We start from the raw sequence: 23,700 nt of genomic DNA, 5'->3' as shown, positions 1-23,700 counted from the left end.
GGTCGCCGCGAGCTGCCCCCGTGTGACCCTATGCAAAGTGCACACTGTGGCGGACGAGCTGGGCCAACAACGGCCTGAAAACCCGTGAAATTGGCTCGTAGCATTGCGAATGCAACCGGACAGTAGGTCAACGCGGACCACTCGGGAAAGGACGGCAATGAGGCTGAAACACCTGCTCTGGGAATCTCCTGCTGCTGGCACAGGGCGCGACTGCATCGGCGATGAGCGCGGCATGCTCAGCTATGCGGAGAGCGACGCACGAGCCCGTGTGCTCGCGTGTCAGCTCGCCGAGCGAGGCGTCGGGGAAGGCGACGTGGTCGCGCTCATGCTCGAGAACAGCGTCGAACTGCTCCTCGGGATCCTCGCGACCTGGCTGCTCGGCGCGGCCGCAACACCGATCAACCCGACGTTCACCGAGCGTGAGCTCAATTACCAACTCGCAGATTCACACGCGAAGCTCCTCATTGTCGACGCTCACGCTTCACTCGCGGCAGCGCGGCTCACGATCGCGCGGCTCGACGTCGCCGACGTTCGCGACCCAAGACATGGCGCGGCACCTGGAGCCACAGTTCCGACCCCAGCGACGCCGGCGGACCAGCTCGCGCTGCTCATCTACACGAGCGGGTCCACTGGGCAGCCGAAGGGTGTGATGCTCGACCACGGGAACCTCCATGCCATGGCGGAAGGGCTCGCCGCGCACACCGAAATCACGGCGGCTGATCGAGCCCTCGTCGTACTCCCGATGTTTCACGTCAACGCGATCTGCGTGAGCTGGTTGGCACCGATGCTCGTGGGCGGCTCTACCGTCGTAATGCCGCGGTTCACGGCGATGGCCCTGCTGGACGCCGTCGAACGCTTCCGGCCCACCTACTTTTCGGTGGTGCCCGCGATTCTCACGAAACTCGTTGAGCTGCCTGCGCAGACGGTCGTCGACCTTAGCTCCGTCCGGTTCGTGATCTGCGGCGCTGCCCCGGTCTCGGCTGAGTTGCTGCAGCTCAGCGCCGAGCGCTTCGGCTTGCACATCATCGAAGGCTATGGCCTGACCGAATCGACGTGCGCGTCGGCGTGCATTCCGCTCGCGGGCCCGCACAAGCTTGGAACCGTCGGGCCGGCGCTCGCAGGCCAGCGGATCGTCGTCACCGACGCGGCAGGGAACCCGATGCCGGCGGGCGAGCGCGGCGAAGTGCGGATCAGCGGGCCAACCGTGATGCGGGGCTATTTGGGGCGGCCCGAGGCCACCGCCGAGACCATCGTGGACGGCTGGCTGCGCACGGGGGACGTCGGCGTACTCGACGACGACGGGTATCTCAGGATCGTCGACCGTATCAAGGACATGATCATTCGCGGCGGCGAGAACCTTTACCCCAAGGAAATCGAGACACACCTCGCGGCGCACCCGGCAGTGCTCGAATCGGCGGTCGTCGGCGCCGCGCACGCGCGGCTCGGCGAGGTTCCCGTCGCGTACGTCGTGCTGCTGCCTGGGGCAGCGGCGACACCCGCCGAGCTGCTTGACCACTGCGCGGCCGGCCTCATGAAGGTGAAAGTGCCCGTGCGGCTCGAAATCGTCGACGACCTGCCCCGCAACCCGGTGGGCAAAGTCGATAAGCCCGAGCTGCGCAGGCGAACGGCGCCCGCGCTCGAACACACGAATCAGCCGGTGAGCGCGTGACGGCCGTCCCCGGCTAGCGGCGAACCGCACGATCCCCGGTTGTCGGCCCGAGGCCGACGGCCTCCTTGCGGTACCCAAAACCGATACCGCGTTCCGTCCAGAAGACCTGTCACCAAAGGAGTTGTCATGGGTTTTACCGAAACGAGGTTCCCGAACGTGGAACCCGAAGCATTCATCCAGCGCCCGCTGCAGGAGCGGTTGCGCGTGCTCACCACGCAGTGGGCCGAGTGGGGCTTTGGCGCCGCTCGTAATATCTCCGTGCTCTACCTCGCGAAGGTCTTCGGCGCGTGGCTCATTGGCGGCGTGCTGCTCGTCACGCTCACGTCGCACCTGAACCCGCTAGATCCGGCGTCGTGGTGGATGAACCCGATCATCTACCAGAAGCTGCTCGTCATGACGATGCTGCTCGACGCGATTGGAGTCGCCGGCTCGTGGGGTCCGCTCGCCGGCAAATTTGGCCCGCTCACTGGGGGGATCCTGTTTTGGTCGCGCCCGGGCACGATCAAGCTCAGTCCCTACAAATGGATCCCGTTCACCGGCGGGAACCGGCGGACAGTGTTCGACGTGTTCCTGTATTACGGGTTCCTGTTCGCCATGGGCACGGCGCTCCTCCTGCCAGGCCAGACCGCGGCCGAGCTGCCAGCGCTCGGCAGGTTTCAGGCCTACCTCACGGATCCCTTGAACGGCGTCCCGGCCTGGCTCACGCAGCACGCCGCGAGCTTCCTACTCATTCAGACGACGCCGCTCGTGCTCGCGGTCGCACTGCTCCTCATCATTGGGCTGCGGGACAAGACGATCTTCCTCGCGGCCCGCGCCGAGCAGTACCTGCTGCCGATCGTTTTCTTCATCGTGTTCCCTCACTTCTTCGAGGTCACGGACATGATCATCGCACTGAAGATCTTCCTCGTCACCGTCTGGGTCGGAGCCGGCTTCTCGAAGCTCAACCGGCACTTCAGCCTGGTGATCCCGCCGATGCTCAGCAACACCCCGTTCTGGCCGCCGCGCTGGCTGAAGAAGTCGATGTACAAGGACTTCGCCGGTAGCGACCTGCGGCCGAGCCGGCCGGCACACCTCATCGCCCACGTGCTCGGCACGATCGTCGAGATCGGTGCTCCGCTCGTGATGCTGTTCGTCGCTGGCAGTGCACTCGGCGGCCAGCTCACCGTGACACTCGCGACGCTGCTCATGGTCGGGTTCTGCCTGTTCATCATCTCGACCTTTCCACTCGCCGTGCCGCTCGAGTGGAACATGCTGTTCGCGATCTGCGCCGTCGTCTTCTTCATCGGGTACCCGAACGGTGTGGGGTTCAGCGTGTTCGACATGTCGCAGCCGTGGCTGCCGTTCGCGGTCATCGCGATCCCGGTGTTCTTCGTCATCTTCGGCAGCATCCGCCCCGATAAGGTGTCGTTCCTCGCATCGCTCCGCCAGTACGGCGGCAACTGGGCCTCTGCGCTGTGGGCGATCCACCCCGACGCCGAGCACAAACTGCACCGCGTGTACCGGCCGACGACCGATCAGATCGACCAGCTCCAGACGATGGGGCTGCCCTATCCGCTCGCCGAGACCTTCCTGCAGATGACCATCGGCTGGCGCTCACTGCACTCGCAGGGGCGGGGACTGTTCTCCGTGCTTCTCGAAGACGTGCCAGACATCGACCACCGCCGCGTGCGAGAGGCCGAGTTCGGGTGCAACGCGATGATCGGCTTCAACTTCGGGGAGGGGCACTTCCACAACGAGGAACTGATCGCGGCGATCCAAGAGCAGGCACAGTTCGAACCAGGTGAGTTCATCGTCGCCTGGGTCGAGTCGGAAGCGCTGTGGAGCGGCATCCAGGAGTATCGCCTCATCGACGCCGCGCTCGGCGTTGTCGAGCGGGGCCACTGGCGGGTGAAGGACGCGGTTGCGGCACAGCCGTGGCTGCCCGACGGGCCGATCCCGCTCACCGCGACCTGGCGCTCGCCGCAATTCGAGCAGCTCCGGTTCACCGCAACCGATATTGTTGGGCCAGACGTGGCCCCAGAGCCGCTCGACGATGCAGTGACGCTCGGCGCTGACACCGCCGCGCTCACCCAGTTCGTCGCAGAATCCGAGGAACTCGTGGAGGTGCGGAAACCATGACCACAGCGGTCGTAGTGGGAAGCGGGCCCAACGGGCTCGCTGCCGCGACCGTGCTTGCCCGCGCCGGCGTCGACGTCACCGTCGTCGAGGCCGCGAACCACCTCGGAGGGGGAGCTCGCTCAGTCGAGTCCCCCCTCGCCGGGCTCGTGCAGGACCACTGTGCCGCCGTGCACCCGATGGCGCCCGGCTCGCCGTTTTTCAAGACGCTCGACCTGCCCGCGATGGGGGTGGAATGGGCGCACGCGCCGATCGACGCCGCCCACCCGCTCGATCGAGGCGAGCCCGGACTCCTGCACACCTCGATCGCCGACACAGCCGCCGGCCTCGGACGCGACGGCCCCCGTTGGGCAGCCGCGTTCGGGCCCTCGGCTCGCGCGTTCGACAGGCTCTCGGGCGTCATCATGTCGCCTATGCTGCGTGTGCCGAGGCACCCTGTCCTGCTCGCCCGAATGGGGCTCGTCGCCGGCCCGCCGCCCGCACTCATCGGGAGATTCTTCCGCGAGGAGCGCGCCAAAGCGCTGTTCATGGGGGTCGCGGCGCACGCGCTGCAGCCGCTCACGCGACCACTCGTGACGGGCATCGGAGCCGGAATCATCATCGCCGGACACGCCGTCGGGTGGCCTGTCGTGAAAGGCGGCACCGGCGTTTTCACCGACGCGCACATTGCGCTGCTGCGCGGCCTCGGCGTGCGGTTCGAGACCGGTCGCCGCGTGACGCGACTGCACGAGCTTCCCCCGCGCGACATTACGATCCTCGACGTGCATCCGCGGGCCGCCGCGAGCATTCTCACCGCGCAGCAACCCGATCAGGATCGCCGCGCATACCGCAGATTTGCTCCCGGACCGGCGGCCTTCAAAGTTGACTTCGCGGTCTCGGGCGGGGTGCCCTGGCGCGACCCCGAGATCGCGCAGGCGGGCACCGTTCACGTTGCGGGCACCGCGGCGGAGATCATCGCCGCCGAGCGCGACATCGCCGCCGGCCGGATGCCGGAACGGCCGTTCGTGCTCGTCGGGCAGCAGACCGCCGCCGACCCTGCGCGAGCGAACGGCGAGATCCATCCGGTGTACGCCTACGCGCACGTGCCGAACGGCTACCCGGGCGACGCGACCGAGCAGATCATCGCGCAGATCGAGCGGTTCGCGCCGGGCTTTCGAGACCGGATCGTCGGTCTCAGCGCTCGCACGCCGGCCGAGAGCGAGGCCGAGAACGCGAACTTCATCGGCGGCGATATCCTCACCGGCGCCAAGTCGCCGCTCCAGTTTCTCCTCGGCCCACGGTTGGGTGCCCAGCCGTACGACACTGGGACGCCCGGCGTCTACCTCTGCTCGGCTGCGACGCCGCCGGGCCCAGGGATCCATGGCATGGGGGGCTTCAACGCGGCACACCGCGCCCTTGACGTGCTGCAGCGCGGGCCACGCGCGGCGACCCCGGTGCAGACATGACGGGCCGGAAAGAGGATGCTGCGGCCCCCGCCGCTGCCACCGCACCGCGCCCGACCGCCAGGCCGGAGTCAGCCGCTCATGACCTGCAGCTTCGCGAGCTCATAGCGCGCATCGGGTATGCCCTTCAGGAGGAGACCCCGCAAATCGTCGACGAGATGACAGGTCTGCTCTCGGACCGGGTCGCTGGGCTCGACCAAGACGCACAACTGGTGCAGATGCTGCGTGCGAGCGTTGATGGAAACATCTGGACCATCGGGCACATCCTCACGAACGACATTGCCATCGAATCCGTCCAACCGAGCACGGCCGCCGTTGAATACGCCATGCGCCTCGCCCAGCGAGATGTGCAGCTCGGCTCGTTGACACGTGCGTACTACCTGGGGCAGTCGATGGTGGTGCGTCGAGGTATTGACATGGTCGACGCCCTAGGGCTTGACGATCAAGACCTGCAGATGAACCTCGTGCGCCGCATCACCGACGTGATTCACAACTACATCGACTGGATGCTGCAGTACGTGACGGACGTTTTCGTTGCCGAACAGGCCAAATGGTGGACCGCGCGCGCGGTGACGAACGCCGCCGCAGTCCTGAAAACCCTGCGCGGAGAGCCGATCTCATCCGCCGGGTTCGAGGCGCGCACGAGGTACTCGCTCGACCAACACCACGTTGCGCTCATCGCCTGGCTCGAGTTCGACAACTCCACGACCGAAGACCAGCGCCAGGTCGACCAGCTGCTCAGGCGGGTCGCCGCGATCCTGCAGTCAACGAAGCCGCCGCTCATCACCGCCGCCGACCGCACGACGGCGTGGGCGTGGGTCGCCAGCCCGACCCCGGAGCTCGCTGACGACGCCCTCGCACGCGTCGCGAAGCTTGCGGAGTCTGCCGAGGCCAACAACGTCCGTGTCGCAATCGGGGTGCCCGGCAGCGGGGTGGCCGGGTTCAGGCGTAGCCACGAGCAGGCCGCGAAGGCGCGGCTCGTTGCGCTTGGCGCGCAGCGGTTCCGCGAGGCTCAGCTCGTGGCGTTCAGCGACCCGGACGTCGGGTTTCTGTCGCTCCTCATGCACGACACGAAGAGCGCCATCACTTGGACCCGCGAGGTCCTCGGCGACGTGGCCTCTGAGGGAGAGCAGCAGGCCGCGCTCCGTGAGACGCTTGCGACGTTCTACGCGACCGGCGAGAACTCCTCGAAGACGGCCGAGTTGCTCGGGCTGCACCGCAACACCGTGCGTCAGCGTGTCGCGAAGTTTGAAGCGGAACGCGGGGGCAGGCCGGCGGACGGCATGGAGATATCGCTCGCGCTGAAGCTCTTTGACCTGCTCGGAGTGGACGGCTGATGGGGGACCCGATGGGCTCGCCCGTCCTCCGCAACTCTCGATTGGCTGGCGTGGTCCAGCCGTGCAGAACTCCTCAACCTGGAGACACGCCAGGGTTCGCCCGCGCCGCGAGCTCGAGCTGCAGCGAGACGAGCAGCCGATCCTCAGGCCTGCCAAGGTCGAACCCGGTGAGCTCTTGCGCACGCTGCAGCCGATACCTGAGCGTGTTCGGGTGCACCCCGAGCAGTCGTGCTGCCTCCCTGGCGTTGAAGCCAGTATCGACGTATCCGCGAAGGCTGGCGACGAGTTCCGCGCCGTGGCGATCGTCGTAGGCTCGCAGCGTCGCGATACGAGGGTCGAAGAGATCAGCGTGCGCCCCCAGGAGCGTGAAGGCTTCGCGAAGCAGCACCGAGGTTCGCGACTGTGTGAGAGAGGTCACGCGGGTAGAGCTGCCGTCGATCGCGTCGAGCACCCTGTCTGCCTCGGCGCGGGCCTCAGAGATCTGTTCAAAGCCCGCCACCGGTGAGACGATCGCGATTCGCATGGGTGTGGCTGGGGCTGCCGGGGATCTCGCCCCGGAGGCGTCAAACTTGGCGACGAGCATCTCTGCCCACTCGGCGAGTCGATCGCCTGCTGGCAGATTCGGCAGCAGCACGTAGGCCCGATCGCCGAGCAGCACGAACCGGGCCTGTGGCGCAAACGCGCCGACGTGCAGGCGCAGCATCTTGGCGATACTGGCAACCCCAGCACCCCCGGTCGCACCGCGCTCACCTGCAGAAGGCGCGGCGGCCGAGCCCGGCAGCGCGATTCCGAGGAGCGCCGCATCGTCGAGAGTTGGAAGTCCGAGAAAGGCTGAAGCTGTTCCCGCGTCGATCCCGCCACGCTCGCCGAACACCCGCTGCAGCATGAGCTCTGACGCTGACGGCGCTTCGAGTTCCCGTGTCAGCACGCGGGCCGCCGCCGAGGCGCCGCCGCGCACCACTGTCTCGGCGTCTGGGCTGAATCCGTTCGCCCCTTCCTGCACCCAGATCGAGCCGATGAACTGGCCGCTCGGCGAGTGTATTCCTGTGACGAGCCGTGGCCGCATCCCGAGCTCGTCGTGTGCGGGCACCGCCACGACCTTTCGCGTGTTTTGAATCTGCTTGACGACGCCCCATGCTCCGAGCAGCACCATGGAGTCTTCGGGGGCGACGCGGCCGAGGATCGCGCGTTCGCGAAGCCCGTCGGCTGTCCCGTCGGAGGGGGAATAGGCGAGCATGCTCGAGTCTGGGCGCTCGATTGTGACCATGCCGCCGGCCCCGTCGGCGATGACAGAAGCGAGCTCGGCGAGGTCAGTGAAGGCGGCGTTGGCGCCGGATCCTGGTGGCTCGCCGTCATGCGAATGCGCCCGGTCGAGCCTGCGATGGATCGAGGCGAGCAGGAGGTCCCACCTTGCCATTTTGTCGACCACGATGAGCGCGAGACCGGCTGCAGTCGCCGCGAACCGGAGGTCGGCGGCTGCGATGTCCTCCTTCACCATGAGGGCGACCGGGAGTTCTGCCGCCGGCCGCGTTGGGAGCCCGCGGAGCCATGCCGTGACGTCGGTGCTTGTCGCACCGACGGGCAGCACGAGGTCGGCAGGGGGCGACGATGGGAAAGGGGAGGTGAGGTCGGTGGTCTCTGCGAGCGACACTGAGCGGATCGGCGTTGGGGATCCGGATCTCGGCGGGACCACTTCCCGCACCGCCGCGTCGAGCGCCGTCGCAATGTCGGCGAGCGTGATCGCGCCGTCGCGTGGCTGGCCGAGCTCCTCTGCTCGCGCGAACTGTCCGTACATAGTGCTAATAATATCGATTCAGATTGGGCATCTTGCCCGAGGATCACCAGGCTTCACCTGTGGTTGCATTGAGCGGACGCGCGGTGACGCGGGGCGCGAGCCTGCGCCAGCCGCCAGAATTCTTTGCAAGCTCAAGGAGGAGAACGTGCAACCCACGCAATTCGCGCCTGAGGGCCTCTCAGCCGCCCTGACCGCCCAGCCCAGTTCGACCCGAGGAGGCGTGCGATGACGGGCGACCGGAAGCTCTCACCGTTCCAAATGCTCGCCCTTGGCCTGCTGCTCTTCGCCATGTTTCTCGGGGCCGGCAACACGATCTTCGCCCCGATGGTTGGCCAGGCTGCTGGCAGCGAAATGTGGATCCCGATGTCGGGCTTTCTCATCACTGGCGTCGGGCTCGTGCTGCTCGCGATCGTCGCCCTGACGATGGCAGGCGGCACTGTCGAGCAGCTCGCGTCGCGCGTGCACCCCGTGTACTCGTTCGTGTTCTGCATTCTGCTGTTTCTCGCGCTCGGCCCGCTGTACGTGAACCCGCGCACGACCTCTGTCGTCTACGAGATCTCGGTGAAGCCGATCCTCGGCCCGGAACTCACGCAGGGCGCGTGGCCACTCATCATCTTCTCGGTGATCTTCACGCTGCTTGGCGTCTACCTTTCGCTCACCCCGTCGAAGCTTGTCGACCGCGTGGGGAAGGTCATTACGCCGATCTTCTCGGTGCTGCTCATCATCATCGTCGTGAAGTCGCTCATCACCCCGATGGGCGAACTACACCCGGCCGTCGACCCCTACAAGAACGGCGCGTTCATTAAGGGCTTTACCGAGGGCTACCTCACGATGGATGCGCTCGCCGCTCTGGTGTTCGCAGGAGTGTTCATCCAGTCGATTCGCGGGCAGGGCATTACTACTCGCAAGGGCATCTCGTTCACGTTCTTGAAGGCCGGTGTCATCACGGTCGTTGGTCTCGCGCTGCTGCACATCTCGCTCGCGTGGATCGGCGGGTCGAGCGTCGACTCGATCGGCCGCCCGGACAACGGTGGAACTGTCATAGCTGAGGCAGCGCGCACGCTGCTCGGCTACCCGGGGGTGCTGATGATCGGAATCGTCATCTTCCTCACAGGCATCACGACGCTTGTCGCGTGCCTCACCGCCGTTGCCGACTACTTCGCGAAGCAGTTCCCGAAGGTGTCATACAAGGCCTGGGTCTGGATCCACGCCACCGTCGGCTTGGTCATCGCGAACTTTGGGCTGCAGGCTGTGCTCTCCGCCGCGCTCCCGATCCTCTTCCTGCTCTACCCACTCGGCATGACGCTCATCGTCCTCGCGCTCCTCGACCGCTTCTTCGGCGGACGTCGCGCAGTCTACGTCGGGGCGACGATTGGAGCCGGGGCGATCGCGATCCTCGACGCCGTAAAGGCGTCGGGCAACTTCGTCGACGAGCTCAACGAATCCTTCTCGTGGCTGCCAATGTTCGCCGACAACGGCGGGTGGATCATTCCCGCGATACTCGGCGGCGTGATCGGCTACGCCGTTGGCCGTGTCAGGGGCGAGCCGGCGATCGATCGGACCGCGCACATCCCGGTGATCGACGAACCCGTCACCCACAAGTCTGAGGCGCGTGCCTCCTCACGAAAGGCGTAACACCCGCATGACCCGTGTCATCGTGATCGGAGCCGGCGCTGTCGGCCTTGCATCCGCGTACTATCTCCGCAGGGCAGGCCACGAGGTGACAGTTGTTGACCAGGCGCCGCTTGCGGCGAAGGCCTCTGGACACAACGCTGGTTGGCTGATTCCGAGCATGTCGACACCCGTTCCCGCGCCCGGCATGATGCTGCAGGCCATGAAGTGGATGGTGCAGCCAGATAGTCCGCTGTACGTGACGCCGTCGCTCAAGCCGAGCTTCATCGGGTTCATGCTGCGGATGCTGCGCAGTTGCACCGACACGCGCTTCCGTGAGGGGTCGGCGGTGCTCGCCGCGCTCAGCGCGACGGCGCTGTCAGACTTCGACGAGCTCGCGGCTGATGGCGTCGAGTTCGAGCAGCACGAGCAGCCGTTGTCGATGCTCTTCACCGACGGCCACAAGGTCGAGGGGCGAGTCACCGAGCTCGAACTGCTCGACGGCAAGCTTCCCGGGTTCTCGTGGAACCACATGAGCGAGGCTGACCTGAAAGCCCACAAGCCAGTGCTCTCGGATCGAGTCGTCGCAGGCATCGAGTCGAGAGGCGACCGCTCTGTCGACCCGGGCTCGTTCGTGCGCGGCCTCGCGGCTGCGTGCGAGCGAGAGGGCGTCGAGCTGCGCCTCGGAGCGCCCGCGACTCTCGAGTCTGCGCACGGGGGAGCCGTCGCGGTGCGTGTCGGCGCAGAGACCCTCCGCGCCGACAAGGTGGTTGTGGCCGCCGGTGCGTGGACGAACGAGGTGCTCCGTGGCATTGGCGAGCGGGTGCACCTGCAGTCGGGCAAGGGCTACGGCTACGACTTCCCGGTCACGCCAGGTGGTCCAACAAAGCCGATCTACCTCGCTGAGGCGAAGGTGGCGATCACGCCTCTCGACACAAAAGTGCGACTTGCTGGCACGATGGGCTTCACAGGCGTCGACGAGTCGATCAAGCGGCGTCGCGCCGGCGGTATCCTCACCGGTGTGAGCGGATATTTCGAAGGCTGGCCCGACATTGACAGCGCCCCTGAGCCGTGGACCGGCCTGCGCCCGACGACGCCAGACGGCCTCCCGATTATCGGGGCGCTCGCGAAGCACCCGAACGTGCTCGTCGCGACCGGGCACGTGATGCTTGGCATCAGCCTCGCGCCAACGACGGGCAAGCTGATCACCGACCTGGTGGGCGGCGGCCCGGTACCCGAGCTGTTGCGGGGCGTCTCCGCGAGCCGCTTCTAGTCTCGCGGCGCTGCCCCCCCGTCGTTCGTTTCCAGTACCCAGCCAGCAAGGAGAACCTCATGATTGCCCCGACCGGACTGCCGTTCCTCTCAGCCGCGGATGTGCGCGCCCAGATCGATCCAGATACCGCTCGCGGCCTCATCGAGCGGGCGCTCATGGATGGTTTCGACCCCGCAGCCGACCCGGCGAGGCAGTCGGTTGACGCGGGCGCCGGGCACCTACTGCTCATGCCGTCGAGCCTCGGGCAGTCTGTCGGTGTGAAGATCGCGTCGGTCTCGCCGGATAATCCGGCGAAGGGGAAGCCTCGCATCCAGGCGCTCTACCTGCTCATGGACGCAGAAACGCTCACGCCCCAGCTGCTTGTCGACGGGTCGGCGCTCACCGTGCTCCGCACCCCGGCGACAACCGCTGTCGCAGTCGATCGACTGGCGGCGCCCGACGCCGAGCGGCTCGTCGTGTTCGGCAGTGGGCCGCAGGCGATCGACCACGTTGTCGCGTTCTCTCGAATTCGGGATCTCACCGACATTCGACTTGTGGGCCGCAACCCCGAGCGCACGGCCCCAGCGCTTGCGAAGCTCGCCGAGCTCGGGATCGAGGCCAGCCTCGGCGCCGCCGCCGACGTCGCGAACGCAGACATCGTGCTCTGCGCCACCTCCGCGAAGGATCCGGTGTTCGATGGGGCACTCGTACAAGACGGGGCCTGCGTGGCTGCGATGGGCTCGCACGAGCCAGACAGGCGAGAGATCCCGGGGGAGCTCATGGGTCGCGCGCTCGTCGTCGTTGAGGATCAGGCGACCGCGCTCCGTGAGGCCGGCGATGTCATCATGGCAGCTGCCGAGGGGCACCTCGACGTGGACTCGATGCAGCCTCTCGCGGGCCTTGTTCGCGGCGAGGTCGTGCGCGACCCAGGCCGCCCGAACGTGTTCAAGGGTACCGGAATGTCGTGGCAAGACTTGGCCGTGGCGTCGGGCTTGACCCCGCCGGTCTGACAGGTGGCGCTGGCCCGGTCAAGCCGGGGCCAGCGCCCAGTCTCTACGCCCCCACGCGAACGAGCATCTTGCCTGTGTTTGCTCCCTGCATCATCGCGATGAACGCGTCGATGGTGTTCTCGATGCCGTCGACAACCGTCTCGTCGTAGGCGATCTTGCCCTCGCCGAGCCAGGCGGACATGCGCTTGGAGAACTCGGGGAGTTTGTCCCAGTGCGCCCCTACCGTGAAGCCCTGCATGGTGAGTGCCCGCGTGATCATGTTTGCCATGTTCGACGGGCCGGAGGGGCGTTCTGTTGCGTTGTAGGCCGCGATCGCCCCGCACAGCGCCAACCTGCCGCCGTCGTTCATCGCCGCGAGGGCGGCCTCGAGGTGGTCGCCGCCGACGTTGTCGAAGAACACGTCGACCCCGTCGGGTGCCGCAGCTGCAAGCTGCTTGCGAACCGGACCATCCTTGTAGTTGAACGCCGCGTCGTAGCCGTACTTCTCGGTCAAGAGCGCCACCTTTTCGGGGGAGCCGGCTGACCCGATGACCCTGCCGGCGCCGAGTAGTTTCGCGATCTGGCCTGCGGCGGTGCCGACCGCGCCGGCTGCGCCAGAGATGAAGACGGTGTCGCCCTCACGGAGGCCAGCGATGGTTGTGAGCCCGACGTACGCGGTGAGTCCGGTCATGCCGAGCATGTGCAGGTGGACCGAGAGCGGCACCCCGGCGATCTCGGGGAGCGCCCTGAACTTCGCCCCGTCGGCTTGAACGACGTCTGTCCAGCCATGCTGGTGCAGCACGGCTGTGCCGACTGGGAGCTCCTCGTTTGCCGACGCGATGACCCTGCCGACGGCCCCGCCAGCGATCACCGCGCCGAGCTCGTAGGGCGCGACGTAGCTGCGTGCGTCGCTCATGCGGCCGCGCATGTAGGGGTCGACTGATACGAACTCGTTGCGCACCCGCACCTCGCCGGGCGCGGGGTCGCCGTATTCGACTGTCGCGGTCTCGAAGTCTTCGTGGGCCGGCCAGCCGACCGGGCGGCGGGCGAGGCGGATCTGGGTGCTTGTTGCGTTGCTCATGTGTGCTCCTTGTGGGTGGGAAAGCGGGGTTGGACGGGCTAGTTGAGCAGCCCAATCGCGAGCGCGATGATCCCGAGCGCTGGCACGGTGCCCTGCTTCAGCGCGGCGCCGAGCTTGTCGGGCGAGGAGATTGCGAGGACGAGGCTCGCCGCGACCATTGAGCCCGCTCCGGTGAAGACGAGGGTCGCCCCAACGGGCAGGTTCCCGGCGGCGACGAATACGATGCCGAGCGCGACTGCCACCGCGAGAAATAGGTTGTAGAACCCCTGGTTGAACGCGAGGGCATGCTGCGCCTTCGCCTCTTCGACAGTGCCGGTGCCGAAGGTCTTGCGGGCTCGCTCGCTCGTCCAGGCCATGGATTCGAGGTAGAAGATGAACACGTGAATGAGTGCTGCGGCTCCGGTGAGCACAAGGCCGGCGATCACCATGATGTGACTCGTTTCTCTAACTGCGCGTCGGCGGCAGCCGGCGTTCGCGAAATACTGTATCGATCAGTACACTATAACGAGAGGGTCGATCACGCAATCATTCTGAGGAGACGGCATGGGGCGCACGCAGCAGTTCGACACCGCGGAGGTCGTGCGGGCCGCCCGTGAGGTGTTTTGGGTGAACGGCTACGAGGCAAGCTCCCTCCCAGCACTTGAAACGGCGACGGGCTTGAAGCGATCGAGCATCTATCACGCGTTCGGGTCGAAGCATGGCCTGTTCGAGGCAGTGATCGAGAGCTACTTGAACGAGGTGATCCGCCCACGGCTCGCTCCGCTCGTCGCCGCCGAGGTCGAAGCCGACGCGCTCGAGAACTACCTCACGGGGCTCCGCGCGGCGCTCTTGCGAACGGGCACGACCGCAGCGACGAGCGGTTGCCTCCTCGTGAATGCCGCGGGCGCACCGATCTCACAAGACGCGGCCGTCGCGAGCGTCATCGCAGCGTACAGGGCCGAGCTGAGTGCGGCCTTCGCAAACGGCGTCGCAGCGCGGTTCCCATCTCTGGCGAATGCGCAGGCAGATGTGCTGACCGCCGCGTGCACCGGCCTCGTAATCGCAGCCGTTGCGCTCGTGCGAGTGACGCCCGAGGCTGCTGTCGGAAGCGTCGACGCCGCGCTCGCTCTCATCGAAGAACGCGCGGTTCAGGGCTAGCGGCCGCCCGCGACACTCCGGCCTTGACCCGAGGCATACGTTCGTCGCTATGCTGAGGGTTCCAGTACACATCCGCTGGGGGGGCCCGAACGGGCTGAGATCTGCCGAATGAGGCGGACCACCCCAGGAACCTGATCTCGTTAACACGAGCGGAGGGAAGCGGTCACCATGTTGATCCATGTTCACGTGTCGCCCACACCAATGGGAGACGAAAACGGTCGATACAGCTGCGTCGAGGGCGCGATTCGCGTCATCGAGCAGAGCGGTCTCGAGTACGAGGTCGGCGCGCTCGGCACGACAGTTCAGGGTCCTGCGGAGCGCCTCTGGCCGCTCATGCGCGAGCTGCACGATGCGACGCTTCAGGCTGGTGCGGATCGCGTCATGACGCACTTTCGCATCCTCGAGGCAAAAGACGACGTCATCGAGGCATCGATGACCGAGCTCGCCGCCCGCATCACGCACTAGCGCGCAGGCCGCCGTGAGAACTCTCACGCGGCAGATCCTTCCCGCGCTCCTCGCCGTCGTAGGCCTGGTGCTCGCGTGGGGTCTGCTCGTGCGCCTCACCGACGCTCCTGCGTATCTCATTCCGTCGCCCATGAGCGTGTGGGCGGCGGGCTGGGGCGACAGGGAGCTGCTCAGCTCGCACCTGGCGGCGACGCTTAGGATCGCGCTTCTCGGGTTCGCGCTCGGGGCGCTCGGCGGCGTCGCGATCGGGATCCTGCTCGGGCTGTCTGCCACGCTACGGCGGGCGGCGGAACCGCTGCTCATCGCGAGTCAGGCGATTCCTCCGGTGGTGCTCGCGCCGATCCTGATCTCTGCGATGGGGTTCGGGGCGCTCCCGAAGGTCCTTGTCGTGGCGCTTGGGGCGTTCTTCCCGATCGCGATCAGCGCGAGCGCCGCGATGCGCGACGCCGACAGGTACCTCGTCGATCTGCTGCAATCGATGGGGGCGTCACCGCTCACCGTACTGCGTCGCGTACGGCTGCCGGGGGCGGTGCCCGCGATTGTCGCCGGAGCCAAGGTCGCCGCGAGCTACGTCGTGTTTAGCGCAATCATCGCCGAGTGGATGGGTTCGTCCGTCGGGCTCGGCGTCTACCTGCAACGTTCACAAGCGAGCTACAGGATGGACCAGCTGTTCGCCGCTGTCGGCGTCATCGCCGTGCTCGGCGTGCTGCTGTTCTGGCTCGCATCCCTGATCGGAGACACCGTGCTGTCGCGGTTCCGATCCACACTCAACAGAAAGGGCGTCTAGCCATGGCCGCTCCCTCCCAGACCACAGTCACACCTGCGGGCCGTGCCCGCCGTTCGGGCCTCGCCGCCGCCGCGCTCGCCGGCGCAGCTGCTGCCGCGCTCGCCTTGGTCGGATGCTCGGCCGCAGCGCCTGGCACCGGCGCACCCGCAGACGGGGCTCAGTCGCTGGGCTCCGGGACAGAGCTCACGCCCGTCACTCTCATGTTGAACTGGACGCCGAACGCTCACCACGCAGGGTTCTACTACGCCAAGGAACACGGGCTGTACGAGAAGGCAGGGCTCGACGTCGAGATTCTCGAACCCGGCGACGGCATCGGGGCCGCGGCCTCGGTGGCGGAAGGTCGTGCCGAATTTGGAATCTCGCAGGCCGAATCGCTGCTGCCCGCCCGCGCCGCAGGAATGGATCTTGAGGCGGTCGCGACGCTCCTGCCAGTGAACGACTCGGTGCTCATGGGCGTGAAGAGATCCGGCTTCTCCGACGACCCCGGCTCGCTCGCGGGCCTCACCTACGGCGGCTACGGGGGAGCGCTCGAGACCGAGATCATGTCGGCGCTCACGACATGCGGCGGCGGCAACCCCGCCGACGTGGAGTTCATCGAGATCGGCAACGTCGACTACCTCGCGGGGCTCGAACAGGGCAAGTTCGATGTGACGTGGGTGTTCGGGGGCTGGGACGCACTCCGGGCGCAGGCCGAAAATGACGACGTTGTCGTGCTTCCGATGGCCGCGCACGACGATTGTATTCCGAACTGGTACACGCCAGTGATCGTGGGAAACTCGGCGAACATGGCGCAGGAGCCAGAGACTGCGCGGGCGTTTCTTGCAGCAACGAGTCTCGGCTACGACGCGGTTGTAGCGGATCCGGCCGCTGGCGCCAAGGCGCTCCTCGCCGCGGCGCCCGAGCTCGACGCCGCTCTCGTCGAGCGGGCTGTCTCGTACTACGCGCCCCGGTTCACGGCGCAGGGACGCTTCGGCGAAATGGACGAGGCGGTCTGGCAGCGCTTCACCGATTTCCTTGTTGAGGCAGACATGCTTGACGACGCGTCGCCGGTGAACGGTGCATGGACGAACGAGTACCTACCGGCCGCCTGACATGAGCGACAACGTGACGGACGCCGAACGGTCGGGGATGCGGGCCTGCTCGGGACTGAGCCGCGAAACTGACGCAGGCGTCGGCTCACTCCGTGTGGAGGCGATCTCGCACGCGTTCCCGGCGCCCGGCGTGGGCTGGCTCCCGCGCCGGGCAGCCCGGGTACCTGTGCTCGCTGACGTCTCGTTCGACGCGGATCCAGGCACGCTCACGGCGATCCTCGGGCCGAGCGGGTGCGGGAAATCGACCCTGCTGCGGCTGCTCGCCGGCCTCGAAACGCCGACAGCCGGACGCATGCGGCTCGGCGGCGTGGAGCTCGCGGGGGCGCCAGGCGGGGTCGCCTATCACCCGCAACGTGATGCCCTACTCCCGTGGCTTCGCGTGCTCGACAACGCGACGCTCGGGGCCGAGACGTGCGGCGTCGATCGTGCTGAGGCCCGCCGAGCCGCCAGGTCGCTCCTGCACAGGTTCGGCCTCGCCGGGCTCGAACGCGCCTGGCCGGACGAGCTCTCTGGCGGCATGCGGCAGCGGGTCGCACTCATGCGGACATTTCTGATGCCGCAGCCGATCCTCGCCCTCGACGAGCCACTCGGCGCGCTTGATGCGCTCACGCGCAGGCAGCTGCAGCATTGGCTCATCGACATCGTGGCGAGCGACGCGAGGCCGATTCTGCTCGTCACCCACGACATTGACGAGGCGCTGTTGCTTGCCGACAGGATACTCGTGTTGAGTACAAGGCCCGGCCGGATTGTGCACGTGGAGGAGCGGCCCGACGCAGCCGCGAGGCTGCGCGAGCACGAGAACGGCAGCGATCGCGGAGCAGCCCGCAGGTTGCTCGGGTGGCTCGGTGGCAGTGCGTAAGCTTGCAGGATGACAGCAACTCTCGTCGCTCAGGCGATCGCGGGCGGATACGCACACCGTACCCTCTTCGAAGGCCTCGACTTGACTGTCGCCCCCGGTGATGTCGTCGGCGTCGTCGGGGTGAACGGGGCAGGCAAGTCGACGCTGCTTCGCATCCTCGCCGGCGAGCTCGAGCCCCAGGCTGGCACAGTGCAGCTCGCGCCGCAGGACGCCTTCGTTGGCTGGCTTCCGCAGGAACACGACCGCATCGCTGGCGAAACTGTCGCCGCCTACGTCGCGAGGCGCACAGGCTGCGCGCAAGCGACCCGCGACATGGACGAGGCAGCGGAGGCCCTCGGGGGCGCGGGGGAGCAGGCACCGGGGGATCCGGATCCGGCCGACGTGTACTCGACTGCCCTCGACCGCTGGCTCGCGAGCGGCGCGGCTGATCTCGACGAGCGTCTCCCAGGGGTGCTCGCTGAGCTCGGCCTTGGCGCGCCCGCGACTGGCGCCGCGCACTCCGAAAGCGCGGCGACCGCCGTCACCGCAGACTCGCTTATGACGTCGCTGTCGGGCGGCCAGGTAGCCCGGGTCGGCCTCGCCGCCCTGCTGCTGTCGCGATTCGACATCGTGCTGCTCGACGAGCCGACAAACGACCTCGATCTTGACGGGCTCGAACGGCTTGAGAAGTTCGTTCAGGGGCTGCGAGGCGGCGTCGTGCTCGTCAGTCACGACCGCGAGTTCCTCGCACGCTGCGTGACACAGATCCTCGAGCTCGATCTTGCCCAGAGCAGCAACCGAGTCTTCGGCGGCGGCTACGACGCGTACCTCGAAGAGCGCGAGATCGTACGTCAGCACAAGCGCGACGACTACGAGGAGTTCGCCGCCAAGAAGGCCGACCTCGTCGCGCGGGCCCGCACACAGCGTGAGTGGTCGAGCCAGGGCGTCAGAAACGCGATGAAGAAGTCGCCCGACAACGACAAGATTCGCCGCGCGGCCTCGATGGAGTCGAGCGAGAAGCAGGCGCAGAAGGTGCGGCAGATGGAGAGCCGCATTCGTCGGCTTGAGGAAGTCGAGGAGCCGCGCAAGGAGTGGCAGCTCGAATTCACTATCGGGCAGGCACCGCGGTCGAGCTCGGTCGTCGCGACACTCAACGGCGCAGTCGCAAGGCAGGGCGACTTCACGCTCGGGCCGGTCTCGCTGCAGCTGAACGCTGGGGAGCGCGTCGGAATCACGGGGCCCAACGGCGCGGGCAAGTCGACACTTCTCAGGCTACTTCTCGGACGACAGGATCCCGACGACGGGAGCGCCGCACTCGGCACGTCGGTCGCCATCGGCGAGATCGACCAGGCGAGATCGCTCTTTGCGGGCCCAGAACCCCTCGCTGACGCGTTCGAGGCGCTCGTGCCAGAGATGGCCTCGGCCGAGGTACGCACGCTGCTCGCGAAGTTTGGGCTCAAGGCAGACCACGTGCTTCGTCCATCGGGCGAGCTCTCTCCAGGGGAGCGCACCCGTGCAGGGCTCGCGCTGCTGCAGGCGCGCGGGGTGAACGTGCTCGTGCTCGACGAGCCGACGAACCACCTTGACCTGCCCGCAATCGAGCAGCTCGAGCAGGCACTCGAACGCTATGAGGGAGCGCTGCTGCTCGTCACACACGATAGGCGCATGCTGAACACGGTTCGGCTCGACAGAAGGTGGCACGTCGAGGCGGGAACCGTCTCAGAGCTGTAGCACTATCAGCGCAAACGCCAGTGTTTCGTGCACGGACCAGCTGGAAGGGTCCACGCGGTCTTCGCTGCCTGGCTTAAGCCTCCAGACGCGCGATGAGGCTCGCGAGGGCGCAGCGGATCGTCGCGTGGAGCACATCAATCGGGTCCCCGGGGAAGTGCTGCTCGCTGACCTCGGCCGCGAAGTCTGGACCGGCGGTGCAGAGAAACACTGTGCCGGCAGGCTGCCCCTCCTCGCGGCCAGGTCCGCCGACCCCTGTCACGGAGACTGCGATGTCGGCGCCAAGCAGGCGCGCGGCCCCCAGCGCCATCTCGCGCGCGGTTCGCGCGGTCACCACCGGGCCAGGCGTGACCCCGAGCACCGTAAATTTCACCTCTGGATGGTAGGCGACGACTGAGCCGCGAAACCAGGATCCGGACCCCTCGCCGGCCGCGAGCGCGGTCGCGAGCTGCCCGCCGGTGAGCGACTCGGCGACCGCAACCGCCAGCTGCCGCTCCACTGCGCGCTGTGCGACACGCCCAACGAGCACATCTACAGGCCCTTCCGTTGCGTTGGTCGCCATGTCCGGTCCCTATCGCACGCACGCAGGCGCGTGCCAAGGCGACGTACGAGGGCTTGGCTGTGCGGCGTGGCGGCTGCGTTTGTCACGGTGGAGCGCTGGGTGAACCTTCATCGGAGATCCTCCTATCGATGATGCACATATGCCTACGTGATGGGAAGAAGGTGCGCAAGCCCCTCGACATTCGCGGGGATATCGGAGAGGCGACGCGCCGCGTTTCCTGTGAGTATTGAGAATCCATCCAGGTGAATGGCCATGATTGAGGCATGGGGTTCATTTATTACAATGGGGTGACGGAGTACGAATTCGAGGATCGTACGCTCGCACACCTGAAGTCTGCGATCGGGGCGAAGCTTCGTCGGCAGGAATGCTTCTTTCTGAACTGGTCAAATCCTGCTGAGGCGGGAAGCGGCCGGGTCACGCTCTGGATCGCGCCGTCGATCCCGTTGATCTTTCGTTTCTCGGGGAACACTCCGCCGACGCTCAACCCTGAGTGGGTGCAGGTGCTCGTGGAGACGGCCAATACTCCACGAGGAATGACGGTCATTCGGGAGGACAACGTTTCAGCGGCGCTTGAGGCGCTCAGCGTTCCGCACGAGGCACTTGCAGGGGGCATCAATGGGTGAGCTGCACTACGGAATGAACAACAGCGTCTTCGAATTCGAGGATCGGCTGCTGCACCACCTGAAACTCGTCATCGCGAACAAGCTGCGCAAGGGGGAGAGCTTTCTCTTCACCTGGCAGACCTCAGAATGCGGCGCCGGGTCATCGCTGTGGCTCCACCCGTCGATACCGCTGCACTTCACGTTCGCGAATCTCGTCGACGTCGAGATCAACAAGGAGTGGGCGGAGCTGCTTGGCTTCCTCGCGAACCGCCCCGGCGGCCTGACGATCGTAGACGAGCCCACGCCGCAGGCGGCCCCGCAGCCTTAACGGTCCGGCTTGGGCGGCCGAGATAGTACCCGGCTCCGGCGTCCGCGTCGACCCCCTCCCGGCAGCCGCCGCTCCCTCCTAGCATGTCTGCACGCCAGCCACACTGGCAGGCATCTGGGGGAGGGGACACCATGTCGTCATCAGGCAAGCGCCTCATCGGTATCGAGGAAGAATTTGCGCTCGTCGATCCCGCGACGGGGACGCCGGTCGCGGGATCGGCCGCGCGCGTCATCCGGGAAGTATCCGACGAGGCGCCCGTGGAACACGAGTTTCTCGACAGTCAGGTCGAGATCGCGACGCCGCCGTGCGAGACTGCGGACCAGGCCGAGGAGAGTCTGTTCCAGCTGCGTGGACGCACGCTCGCCGCGGCACGAAATCAGGGAGCCCTGCTGGCGGCCACCGCGACACCGCCAGCCGCTCCCGACCCCGCACTTGTGAGCCACGTGACGGGCAATGAGCGCTATCTCGAGATCGCGCAGGGCGCCCGCAAGGTCGCGCAAACCCACTACATTAACGGGCAGCATGTGCACGTCTCGGTTGCCGGGCCCGCTGAGGGCGTGCGGGTCATCAACGGCCTCGCCCGGTGGGCGCCGTTGCTGCTCGCGATGACCGCCAACTCGCCGATCTGGGATGGCGCCGACACGGGCTTTCGGAGCTGGCGGCACGTCATCGGCTGCGCCTGGCCGCTCAACATGTATCCCGCCCACTTCGCCTCGGTCGACGACTACGACAGGCGCGTGGATCGGCTCGTCCGGTCAGGACTGATTCTCGACCGCGGTCTGGTGACGTGGGTCGCGAGGCTCTCGGCCAGATACCCGACGGTCGAGCTGCGGGTTGCCGACGTCCAGCTCAACCCACGCCACGCGGTGGCGTTCGCGCTCATCGTACGGGCGCTAGTGACGACAATCGCAGCTGCGCCCAACGACGACCCGCAGCTCAGCGGCTGTGGTATCGACGCCGACGAGGTCAACGTCTCGCTCTGGTTTGCGGCCAGGGACGGCCTCACCCGAACACTCGTCGACCCGCTCGACTGCCGCGAGGTTGCCGCGACCGACTGGCTCGATGAGCTCGTTGGGGCGATTCTCCCAGCGCTCGACGAGGCCGGCGACACCGAGCGCGTCCGCGAGTATGTCGCCGACCTGAAAGCCAACGGGGTTCCCGCCGACGCGCAGCGGCGGGCGCTCGCCGCGGGCGGCATCGCGCAGCTGCTCGAACTGTTCGCGGCGAGCCACCTGCGCGACATCGGTGCGCCGGCCGGCGGGGCACCCGCGCTTTCAGCCGGAACGGGCGCACCGTAACAGGCCGGGTGGCGCGCGACAACCCCCTCGACCGCTCGGCTTCCGACTGCGAGCGTGGTAGTCACCACAGCCCGTGGTGAATCCACGTAGCACCAATCAGAAAGGAAACGCCTCATGTCACGACTTTCAGACCGTCGAGTTGCATTTCTTGTCACCGATGGCTTCGAGGACAGCGAGCTCACCAGTCCGTGGGACGCGGTCGCCGAGGCCGGAGGGACGCCAGTGCTCATCGCACCGACTCTGGACCCGGTCACGGGAGCGCTCGGGCACCAGCAGACCGTTGACGTCCGCGTCGCCGACGCGAAGGCAACGGACTTTGACGCGCTCGTCCTGCCCGGCGGCGTGCAGAACGCCGACGCACTGCGAATGGACAGTGACGGTGTCGCCTTCACCAAGGACATGTTCGCGCAGCATAAGCCTGCGGCGGCCATCTGCCACGGCGCCTGGCTGCTCGTCGAGGCCGACGTCGTCCGCGGGCGGACGCTGACGAGCTACCCGAGCCTGCGCACAGACCTCGAGAACGCCGGGGCAACCTGGGTGGACGAGGCCGTGAGGGTCGACCAGGGACTCGTGTCGAGTCGCACGCCCGACGACCTGCCGGACTTCAACCGCAAGCTCGTCGAAGAGATCGGCGAGGGCAAGCACTCCGGTCAGCACGCCTGACCGGCCGGCCAGCCACAGCGACTCACCGCAGAAGGGAACACAGCATGCCTACGATTAGCAACGACATCGACATCGAAAGCCCCGTCCGGACCGTGTACAACCAGTGGACGCAGTTCGAGGACTATCCCGCGTTCATGAGCGGCGTCCAACAGGTGCGACAGCTCGCGGACGACAAGCTCTACTGGGACGTCAAGGTCGGCGGTGCGGAGCGCGGGTTCGAAGCGCGGATTACCGAGCAGGTCCCCGACGAACGCATCGCCTGGACGAGCACGAGCGGCCCGACGCACGCCGGGGTCGTCACCTTCCACAGGCTTGACGACGACCGCACCCGCGTACGCCTGCAGCTTGAGTGGGAGCCCGAGGGATTCGTCGAAACCGTCGGCGCGGCCCTGCAGATCGACGATGCGCAGGTCGCCCGTGACCTTCACCAGTTCGCGCATCTCATGGAGACAAACGGCTTCGCAACCGGCGCCTGGCGCGGCGAGATTACCTGAGCTCCGGCCGTCGGGACGGTACCACCGGTGCCGTCCCTGAGACATCGAGGAAAGCGAGTAATCATGACGACAACCGAGACGAACCCCCTGCCGCGCGCCTCCGAGTGCGACGTGTGCGGGAACATGTACGACAAAGCGTTTACTGTGACGCGCGGGGACGAGGTGAAGGTCTTCGACAGTTTCGAGTGCGCGATCGAATCGATGGCTCCGCGCTGCGGTCACTGCGCGTGCCGGGTGCTCGGCCACGGTGTCGAATCGGACGGCCAGGTGTTCTGTTGCGCTCACTGCGCGCGACAGGTCGGCGAGCACGGGCTCGTCGACCGCGACGGCTGAGAGGGCGCGTGTACACAGCAAGCTGAACGATACATCAGACCTGTCGGAGGAAAAGGCTGTTAGTATTTCGCAGAGAAATGGGG

23 protein-coding genes and 1 riboswitch are annotated in these 23,700 nt (G+C 66.8%); of the genes, 19 read left to right on the top strand and 4 right to left on the bottom strand.

Features of this window, described 5'->3' with window-relative positions; genetic code table 11:
* Nucleotides 1–157: 157 nt before the first annotated feature.
* The 4 genes from ACF07D_RS02795 (at nt 158) to ACF07D_RS02780 (ending at nt 6,563) form a co-directional block, all read left to right on the top strand.
* Nucleotides 158–1,669 carry a class I adenylate-forming enzyme family protein gene (locus ACF07D_RS02795; RefSeq protein ID WP_391503798.1) on the top strand — a complete coding sequence of 504 codons (1,512 nt, stop codon included), beginning with the start codon at nt 158–160 and terminating at the stop codon, nt 1,667–1,669.
* 126 nt (nt 1,670–1,795) lie between these two features.
* Nucleotides 1,796–3,787 (top strand): DUF3556 domain-containing protein, encoded by a 1,992-nt coding sequence (locus tag ACF07D_RS02790; RefSeq protein ID WP_391503797.1) that lies wholly within the window; start codon nt 1,796–1,798, stop codon nt 3,785–3,787.
* Complete coding sequence (locus ACF07D_RS02785; RefSeq protein WP_119283251.1) at nt 3,784–5,229, top strand: NAD(P)/FAD-dependent oxidoreductase; 1,446 nt, start codon at nt 3,784–3,786, stop codon at nt 5,227–5,229. The genes ACF07D_RS02790 and ACF07D_RS02785 overlap by 4 nt, the downstream gene beginning before the upstream one ends.
* Complete coding sequence (locus tag ACF07D_RS02780) at nt 5,226–6,563, top strand: PucR family transcriptional regulator (RefSeq protein WP_391503796.1); 1,338 nt, start codon at nt 5,226–5,228, stop codon at nt 6,561–6,563. Before ACF07D_RS02785 ends, ACF07D_RS02780 begins: the two co-directional genes overlap by 4 nt.
* A 73-nt stretch (nt 6,564–6,636) precedes the next feature.
* Here ACF07D_RS02780 and ACF07D_RS02775 read toward each other — a convergent pair whose 3' ends face one another.
* A complete protein-coding gene (locus tag ACF07D_RS02775) occupies nt 6,637–8,358 on the bottom strand; it encodes a PucR family transcriptional regulator (protein ID WP_391503795.1) in 1,722 nt (573 codons plus the stop codon).
* Nucleotides 8,359–8,583: 225 nt separating this feature from the next.
* On the opposite strand from ACF07D_RS02775, the gene brnQ reads away from it, so the two are divergent.
* The 3 genes from brnQ to ACF07D_RS02760 are packed head-to-tail and all read left to right on the top strand — an operon-like array spanning nt 8,584 to nt 12,231.
* A complete protein-coding gene (brnQ, locus tag ACF07D_RS02770; protein WP_391503794.1) occupies nt 8,584–9,993 on the top strand; it encodes a branched-chain amino acid transport system II carrier protein in 1,410 nt (469 codons plus the stop codon).
* Nucleotides 9,994–10,000: 7 nt separating this feature from the next.
* The gene (locus tag ACF07D_RS02765) at nt 10,001–11,242 is read left to right on the top strand and encodes an NAD(P)/FAD-dependent oxidoreductase (RefSeq protein WP_391503793.1); all 1,242 of its coding nucleotides are present in this window, start codon (nt 10,001–10,003) and stop codon (nt 11,240–11,242) included.
* A gap of 59 nt (nt 11,243–11,301) precedes the next feature.
* Complete coding sequence (locus ACF07D_RS02760; RefSeq protein WP_119283246.1) at nt 11,302–12,231, top strand: ornithine cyclodeaminase family protein; 930 nt, start codon at nt 11,302–11,304, stop codon at nt 12,229–12,231.
* 43 nt (nt 12,232–12,274) lie between these two features.
* Here the strand turns inward: ACF07D_RS02760 and ACF07D_RS02755 are convergent, their stop codons facing one another.
* On the bottom strand, nt 12,275–13,291 hold the full coding sequence (locus ACF07D_RS02755; RefSeq protein WP_391503792.1) for an NADP-dependent oxidoreductase: 1,017 nt from the start codon (nt 13,289–13,291) through the stop codon (nt 12,275–12,277).
* Between the two features lie 38 nt (nt 13,292–13,329).
* Entirely contained in the window at nt 13,330–13,719 is a 390-nt protein-coding gene (locus ACF07D_RS02750; protein WP_391503791.1) for a DUF1304 domain-containing protein, read from the bottom strand.
* A 115-nt stretch (nt 13,720–13,834) separates the two neighbouring features.
* On the opposite strand from ACF07D_RS02750, the gene ACF07D_RS02745 reads away from it, so the two are divergent.
* The 6 genes from ACF07D_RS02745 to ACF07D_RS02720 all read left to right on the top strand — a co-directional run bounded on the left by ACF07D_RS02745 (nt 13,835) and on the right by ACF07D_RS02720 (nt 19,340).
* Nucleotides 13,835–14,428 (top strand): TetR/AcrR family transcriptional regulator, encoded by a 594-nt coding sequence (locus ACF07D_RS02745; RefSeq protein WP_391503790.1) that lies wholly within the window; start codon nt 13,835–13,837, stop codon nt 14,426–14,428.
* A 67-nt stretch (nt 14,429–14,495) separates the two neighbouring features.
* Nucleotides 14,496–14,603, top strand: a riboswitch (TPP riboswitch).
* 11 nt (nt 14,604–14,614) lie between these two features.
* Nucleotides 14,615–14,893 (top strand): MTH1187 family thiamine-binding protein, encoded by a 279-nt coding sequence (locus tag ACF07D_RS02740; protein WP_391503789.1) that lies wholly within the window; start codon nt 14,615–14,617, stop codon nt 14,891–14,893.
* 13 nt (nt 14,894–14,906) lie between these two features.
* The gene (locus ACF07D_RS02735; RefSeq protein WP_119283242.1) at nt 14,907–15,680 is read left to right on the top strand and encodes an ABC transporter permease; all 774 of its coding nucleotides are present in this window, start codon (nt 14,907–14,909) and stop codon (nt 15,678–15,680) included.
* 2 nt (nt 15,681–15,682) lie between these two features.
* A complete protein-coding gene (locus tag ACF07D_RS02730; RefSeq protein WP_391503788.1) occupies nt 15,683–16,771 on the top strand; it encodes an ABC transporter substrate-binding protein in 1,089 nt (362 codons plus the stop codon).
* Between the two features lies 1 nt (nt 16,772).
* Nucleotides 16,773–17,630 (top strand): ABC transporter ATP-binding protein, encoded by an 858-nt coding sequence (locus tag ACF07D_RS02725; protein WP_391503787.1) that lies wholly within the window; start codon nt 16,773–16,775, stop codon nt 17,628–17,630.
* Nucleotides 17,631–17,639: 9 nt separating this feature from the next.
* Nucleotides 17,640–19,340 carry an ABC-F family ATP-binding cassette domain-containing protein gene (locus tag ACF07D_RS02720; protein ID WP_391503786.1) on the top strand — a complete coding sequence of 567 codons (1,701 nt, stop codon included), beginning with the start codon at nt 17,640–17,642 and terminating at the stop codon, nt 19,338–19,340.
* 73 nt (nt 19,341–19,413) lie between these two features.
* Here the strand turns inward: ACF07D_RS02720 and ACF07D_RS02715 are convergent, their stop codons facing one another.
* Nucleotides 19,414–19,899, bottom strand: a complete 486-nt coding sequence (locus tag ACF07D_RS02715; RefSeq protein WP_391503785.1) for a CinA family protein — start codon at nt 19,897–19,899, stop codon at nt 19,414–19,416.
* 263 nt (nt 19,900–20,162) lie between these two features.
* Between ACF07D_RS02715 and ACF07D_RS02710 the strand changes: the two genes are divergently transcribed.
* The 6 genes from ACF07D_RS02710 to ACF07D_RS02685 all read left to right on the top strand — a co-directional run bounded on the left by ACF07D_RS02710 (nt 20,163) and on the right by ACF07D_RS02685 (nt 23,617).
* Complete coding sequence (locus tag ACF07D_RS02710; RefSeq protein WP_391503784.1) at nt 20,163–20,522, top strand: hypothetical protein; 360 nt, start codon at nt 20,163–20,165, stop codon at nt 20,520–20,522.
* The gene (locus ACF07D_RS02705) at nt 20,515–20,829 is read left to right on the top strand and encodes a hypothetical protein (protein WP_391503783.1); all 315 of its coding nucleotides are present in this window, start codon (nt 20,515–20,517) and stop codon (nt 20,827–20,829) included. Before ACF07D_RS02710 ends, ACF07D_RS02705 begins: the two co-directional genes overlap by 8 nt.
* Before the next feature lie 131 nt (nt 20,830–20,960).
* Nucleotides 20,961–22,127 carry a YbdK family carboxylate-amine ligase gene (locus tag ACF07D_RS02700; protein WP_391503782.1) on the top strand — a complete coding sequence of 389 codons (1,167 nt, stop codon included), beginning with the start codon at nt 20,961–20,963 and terminating at the stop codon, nt 22,125–22,127.
* A gap of 114 nt (nt 22,128–22,241) precedes the next feature.
* Nucleotides 22,242–22,790, top strand: a complete 549-nt coding sequence (locus ACF07D_RS02695; RefSeq protein ID WP_391503781.1) for a type 1 glutamine amidotransferase domain-containing protein — start codon at nt 22,242–22,244, stop codon at nt 22,788–22,790.
* A gap of 44 nt (nt 22,791–22,834) precedes the next feature.
* Nucleotides 22,835–23,284, top strand: a complete 450-nt coding sequence (locus ACF07D_RS02690; protein WP_391503780.1) for an SRPBCC family protein — start codon at nt 22,835–22,837, stop codon at nt 23,282–23,284.
* 63 nt (nt 23,285–23,347) lie between these two features.
* Nucleotides 23,348–23,617: a hypothetical protein gene (locus ACF07D_RS02685; RefSeq protein WP_391503779.1), complete on the top strand. Its 270-nt coding sequence runs from the start codon at nt 23,348–23,350 to the stop codon at nt 23,615–23,617.
* Nucleotides 23,618–23,700: the final 83 nt, after the last annotated feature.

The sequence above is a fragment of the Leucobacter sp. NPDC015123 genome (assembly GCF_043080205.1).
GTDB lineage: Bacteria > Actinomycetota > Actinomycetes > Actinomycetales > Microbacteriaceae > Leucobacter > Leucobacter aridicollis_A.
Note: the sequence above shows the minus strand (reverse complement) of the source record. Positions and strands in the feature narration are given on the sequence as shown.

Coding starts and splice junctions, on each gene's coding strand:
- ACF07D_RS02795 (WP_391503798.1), top strand. CDS start 158: ATGAGGCTGAAACACCTGCTCTGGGAATCTCCTGCTGCTGGCACAGGG.
- ACF07D_RS02790 (WP_391503797.1), top strand. CDS start 1,796: ATGGGTTTTACCGAAACGAGGTTCCCGAACGTGGAACCCGAAGCATTC.
- ACF07D_RS02785 (WP_119283251.1), top strand. CDS start 3,784: ATGACCACAGCGGTCGTAGTGGGAAGCGGGCCCAACGGGCTCGCTGCC.
- ACF07D_RS02780 (WP_391503796.1), top strand. CDS start 5,226: ATGACGGGCCGGAAAGAGGATGCTGCGGCCCCCGCCGCTGCCACCGCA.
- ACF07D_RS02775 (WP_391503795.1), bottom strand. CDS start 8,358: ATGTACGGACAGTTCGCGCGAGCAGAGGAGCTCGGCCAGCCACGCGAC.
- brnQ (WP_391503794.1), top strand. CDS start 8,584: ATGACGGGCGACCGGAAGCTCTCACCGTTCCAAATGCTCGCCCTTGGC.
- ACF07D_RS02765 (WP_391503793.1), top strand. CDS start 10,001: ATGACCCGTGTCATCGTGATCGGAGCCGGCGCTGTCGGCCTTGCATCC.
- ACF07D_RS02760 (WP_119283246.1), top strand. CDS start 11,302: ATGATTGCCCCGACCGGACTGCCGTTCCTCTCAGCCGCGGATGTGCGC.
- ACF07D_RS02755 (WP_391503792.1), bottom strand. CDS start 13,291: ATGAGCAACGCAACAAGCACCCAGATCCGCCTCGCCCGCCGCCCGGTC.
- ACF07D_RS02750 (WP_391503791.1), bottom strand. CDS start 13,719: ATGGTGATCGCCGGCCTTGTGCTCACCGGAGCCGCAGCACTCATTCAC.
- ACF07D_RS02745 (WP_391503790.1), top strand. CDS start 13,835: ATGGGGCGCACGCAGCAGTTCGACACCGCGGAGGTCGTGCGGGCCGCC.
- ACF07D_RS02730 (WP_391503788.1), top strand. CDS start 15,683: ATGGCCGCTCCCTCCCAGACCACAGTCACACCTGCGGGCCGTGCCCGC.
- ACF07D_RS02725 (WP_391503787.1), top strand. CDS start 16,773: ATGAGCGACAACGTGACGGACGCCGAACGGTCGGGGATGCGGGCCTGC.
- ACF07D_RS02720 (WP_391503786.1), top strand. CDS start 17,640: ATGACAGCAACTCTCGTCGCTCAGGCGATCGCGGGCGGATACGCACAC.
- ACF07D_RS02715 (WP_391503785.1), bottom strand. CDS start 19,899: ATGGCGACCAACGCAACGGAAGGGCCTGTAGATGTGCTCGTTGGGCGT.
- ACF07D_RS02710 (WP_391503784.1), top strand. CDS start 20,163: ATGGGGTTCATTTATTACAATGGGGTGACGGAGTACGAATTCGAGGAT.
- ACF07D_RS02705 (WP_391503783.1), top strand. CDS start 20,515: ATGGGTGAGCTGCACTACGGAATGAACAACAGCGTCTTCGAATTCGAG.
- ACF07D_RS02700 (WP_391503782.1), top strand. CDS start 20,961: ATGTCGTCATCAGGCAAGCGCCTCATCGGTATCGAGGAAGAATTTGCG.
- ACF07D_RS02695 (WP_391503781.1), top strand. CDS start 22,242: ATGTCACGACTTTCAGACCGTCGAGTTGCATTTCTTGTCACCGATGGC.
- ACF07D_RS02690 (WP_391503780.1), top strand. CDS start 22,835: ATGCCTACGATTAGCAACGACATCGACATCGAAAGCCCCGTCCGGACC.
- ACF07D_RS02685 (WP_391503779.1), top strand. CDS start 23,348: ATGACGACAACCGAGACGAACCCCCTGCCGCGCGCCTCCGAGTGCGAC.